Source organism: Shewanella sp. M16, assembly GCF_018224605.1.
Lineage (GTDB): Bacteria > Pseudomonadota > Gammaproteobacteria > Enterobacterales > Shewanellaceae > Shewanella > Shewanella oncorhynchi.
Genome location: NZ_JAGTUL010000093.1, coordinates 1 through 3,624, shown reverse-complemented (window position 1 = coordinate 3,624; position 3,624 = coordinate 1). Strand labels below are relative to the sequence as shown.

Genomic DNA, 3,624 nt, shown 5'->3' with positions numbered 1-3,624 from the left:
GTGGGCTCGGAGATGTGTATAAGAGACAGTATTTGATTTAATCACCTAAAGTTGTGATACTTTATTTCAAACAATTAAGGTGTTTAAAATCAATATCTTTCTGAGGCTATATGGACATTTCAAGCAGAGTAAAAAAATTAAGAATTAAATCTGGGATGACTCAGCTCCAACTAGCTGAAATGGTAGGTGTGGCCCAAAACTCAATACAAAAAATAGAAAGTGGTGATACTAAAAACCCTCGAAATATTGAAGCGTTAGCGAGAGCCTTGCAGACTACGCCAGAGTTTTTGCGTTTTGGTGTGGGTGACATGGATAACGCGACCGTGGTCGCCAATGCTGGTCACTATTTACCACTGATAAGCATGGTGCAGGCAGGTGTGTGGACAGATATTCACGAAGTGGCGCCACTGGATGTAGAGCTTTACCCCTGCCCAATCAAATGCAGCAAAAGATCGTTTATTGTGAGGGTGGAAGGCGAGAGCATGCTGCCCGATTTTAAATCAGGCGATTTGATTTATGTCGACCCCGACGCACAGGTGGAGAACGGTAGCTATGTAGTGGCGCGCCTGGATGATGAAAACCAAGCCACCTTCAAGCAGCTGATCATCGATGGCAATAAAAAATACCTCAAAGCCCTAAACCCCGACTGGCCGAATAAATTTGTCGAGATCAATGGTAACTGCACCATCGTTGGCAAAGTGGTATTCACAGGCAAAGCGCTGTAATGATTTTTTAAATAGTGAGTAGTAATTAAAAAGCTTAAATAATTAGGCTGGTATTTGTGCGCTCTACTTGACGTGGTGAGGCATACCAATTCCCGCAGCACGGGTGGCTTTGTAATGTAAGCGAGCCGTTGCTATGCCTGCGCTTCTTGGACAGATTACGGAAATTTCTCATTAGGCCTTAACTGCCCACTAAACGGCGAGCGTCAGCGAGTCCGATGGAGGCCACACTTTTTGTGGCCGGAACGAATTTGAGTGGTTTGTTATGAGTTTTGATTGAGCTCAATACGTGCCTCCTGCCATTGCTCCCATACGTACTCTGGATTTAGGTCTGGATACCCGCGTGATTCTTCCATCTTCTCCCTTACTGAAATTGGCATCATGATGCATACAGCATTATCACGAATATCGAGAACTTCTTTCTCGGTTAACGGAGAACCCTTTTCTTTTTCCTTACTTAAAAGAATCGCTACCAATGCCGGAATAGGTGTCGGCACCAACTGCTCTTCTGGATCATCTGGCTTCTTTTTCTTGAATGGATTACTAAACATCCGATGTTCCTTCTGACTCATAACGCTTAACATATGGGGATTTTAGGAGCGCTGTTTCAGCGAGTAAAATTCCCATCATGATGTTTTTGTTATGTTTCAATTGACTCGATCCTCTCTGCGATCCCAACTGCGCCACCGAAAGTGTGATTAAGCCACTTTGAATGATTAAACAAGTGCTGTCCAGAAGCTGATATGAAATGAACACCTTGAATTATTACTGCGTGGAAACCTGTTTTGTCTACTTCAATATCTGCACGTTCCAATTTCGGTAGCTTATCAACGCGAAAAACCACATAAGCTCCAACCTCTCTGACCATCCAAAGAGCATTCGTATGTTTTCTGATTTGGCTTCTAACTTCAGCTATTTCTGATGCTAAATCAGAAATATCACTCAACGATTTTACGACTAGCACATACCGTGCAAAGGCCTTCTTTTTCATCAAAAGCAATTCAATTGGCGCTAAAACACCTAAGGAACTGGTGTAGTAGTCTGGTATCAATAAGTTTTCAATACTATCCACAACAGTCAACAGAACCTACCTTGAAACATAACGCCCACAGCAGGCGCATTTATGTAGGTGATTGTTTTGTGCCAGGCTTTTCTGGCACAAAACGAGCGCCGGAATAAATGTCGCACTGACTGTGTTTGTTATGAGTTTTTGTACCAGGCTTCGCTTTTAAATTTCTCGGGAATTTCTTCGGAGTCGAATTCGCCTATTCCAAGTTTTTCAATCGCGTCGAACCAAGCTTTTCTCTTTGACTCAGGTAGCTTAGTGCCACACCAAGGGCAATAATAAATGCTAATCGAACTTGTACCACCATCGTGTACGATTAATCCGTATTCATCAAATTTTGGTGAGTAAGTAACCAGCACGTCCGGGCAAGCGAATTCGTCCTCATGAGTTTGGCATTTCGCCGAGATTGCTCTTAGCATTTCCTTGCAACAGTGGTTCATTCGCAATTACTCATAACGCCGCCAGCAGCGGCCGAGTGAAACGAGGTCCAGCGACCGCAGGGAGCGTTGCTGGCTGACCTTGTTATATGCGGTTGAACTAAAAGCACCCACTATAGATTTTGACCAACGATACAGTCATAGGGTGCTTCTTATCAAAAGCCTCGTAGTATATTCGGACAAATTCTTGCTCTGGTATAGCCGCTGACTTTAAGTGAGATGGAATGTTGTGAACAGCATCCATTAAGTCAGCCACGAGCTCTGATTTCGCGCCATTCGAGTTGTCCCAACTTAGAGATCTTGCAATCAGCGTCGCCTGATATAAAACCTCAAGGTGAGCCTGTGCTTCCGGTGAGAGCTGAGTTTTCAATTGACTTCCTTTGGCATATAACGCTTTAAACAGCGGGAAACGCGAGCGTTTTGGCGCAGCCAGTGAGCGGTTTTCCGATGATTTAACTTGTTATACATCATCTTCATCGTTGTACTCCGAGAGATAAATAGACATACCTAAATCAGTACACTTTTTCATTAGTTGAACTGACAAAATAGGACCTCCACCATTAGCCCCTTCTCTCGGTGTGAAACCAATATCGGCTATCCACTGATGTCCAGATGGGAGATTATCGGCATGTTCGGTAAGCCAGTTTTCAAAAATTTTAAATAATTCTGGTAGATCCCAGGACTCCTCAGCCAAGCGAACATAATTCTCCGAATTCCCGTCAGTTACTTTCCTAATCCAGATAGACAAATCTGCAAGATCCTTTTGATGTATAACGCCGCCAGCAGGGGCCGAAAAACCAGAGCGAAGCGGCGGTTTTTTGGTCCCTCTGGCTGGCCTTGTTATGAGTTTTTCTGCTGCCACATTTCAACTATGCAGACAACGCCTTTTTCATTGAAACCAAAGCTGAGACCTAACTCTTCAAATATAACATCTCGGTTCTTATCAAGTTTTGCTTCACAACCTTGCACAACCATAGAGGCTAGAGATTCTCTGGAGAGGTCTACGAGAGCATGCCCATTAAAATTAATTCTGCCACTGCCGTTTGCACGAAACTCAACCACACGAGAATCTGGGAGCGGCGCATCACTGTCGCAGTCGTTGAACCCGATTATTAAGTCTGAATAGAACAGTGCATCATTTAAGTTGCCGCCCATCCATTCTTCATAGATGAGGTCTGAGCCCATAAGCTCCTTCACAGCAGCGGGATTCATTCCGAATGCAATGCTACCGATGCCTTTATTGGGATGTATATCCATACTATTCATGACTCATAACGCTTTGCCAAGGGGCAAATGAGAACGATGTTAGGCGAAGCCTTGTGAGTATTTGTCCCAGCCGCGCTTTTTAGCGGCGAACTTAGGCAACTTGTTAGTAGCATATTATGCAACGTTGTTTGAT

Annotated in this window: 6 protein-coding genes; 1 reads left to right on the top strand and 5 read right to left on the bottom strand. The window is 44.0% G+C overall.

The window, feature by feature from the left end:
- Positions 1–110 precede the first annotated feature (110 nt).
- Positions 111–725 (top strand): LexA family transcriptional regulator, encoded by a 615-nt coding sequence (locus KFE26_RS23465; protein WP_212601904.1) that lies wholly within the window; start codon positions 111–113, stop codon positions 723–725.
- Positions 726–985: 260 nt separating this feature from the next.
- Here KFE26_RS23465 and KFE26_RS23460 read toward each other — a convergent pair whose 3' ends face one another.
- From KFE26_RS23460 to KFE26_RS23445, 5 genes are all read right to left on the bottom strand, one after another.
- Positions 986–1,273 (bottom strand): hypothetical protein, encoded by a 288-nt coding sequence (locus KFE26_RS23460; protein ID WP_212601903.1) that lies wholly within the window; start codon positions 1,271–1,273, stop codon positions 986–988.
- A gap of 89 nt (positions 1,274–1,362) precedes the next feature.
- Positions 1,363–1,794: a hypothetical protein gene (locus KFE26_RS23455; RefSeq protein WP_150102354.1), complete on the bottom strand. Its 432-nt coding sequence runs from the start codon at positions 1,792–1,794 to the stop codon at positions 1,363–1,365.
- 128 nt (positions 1,795–1,922) lie between these two features.
- Positions 1,923–2,228 carry a DUF6980 family protein gene (locus KFE26_RS24445; protein ID WP_409437994.1) on the bottom strand — a complete coding sequence of 102 codons (306 nt, stop codon included), beginning with the start codon at positions 2,226–2,228 and terminating at the stop codon, positions 1,923–1,925.
- A 457-nt stretch (positions 2,229–2,685) separates the two neighbouring features.
- Positions 2,686–3,087 carry a hypothetical protein gene (locus KFE26_RS23450; RefSeq protein WP_212601902.1) on the bottom strand — a complete coding sequence of 134 codons (402 nt, stop codon included), beginning with the start codon at positions 3,085–3,087 and terminating at the stop codon, positions 2,686–2,688.
- A complete protein-coding gene (locus KFE26_RS23445) occupies positions 3,066–3,482 on the bottom strand; it encodes a hypothetical protein (RefSeq protein ID WP_212601901.1) in 417 nt (138 codons plus the stop codon). Before KFE26_RS23445 ends, KFE26_RS23450 begins: the two co-directional genes overlap by 22 nt.
- Positions 3,483–3,624: the final 142 nt, after the last annotated feature.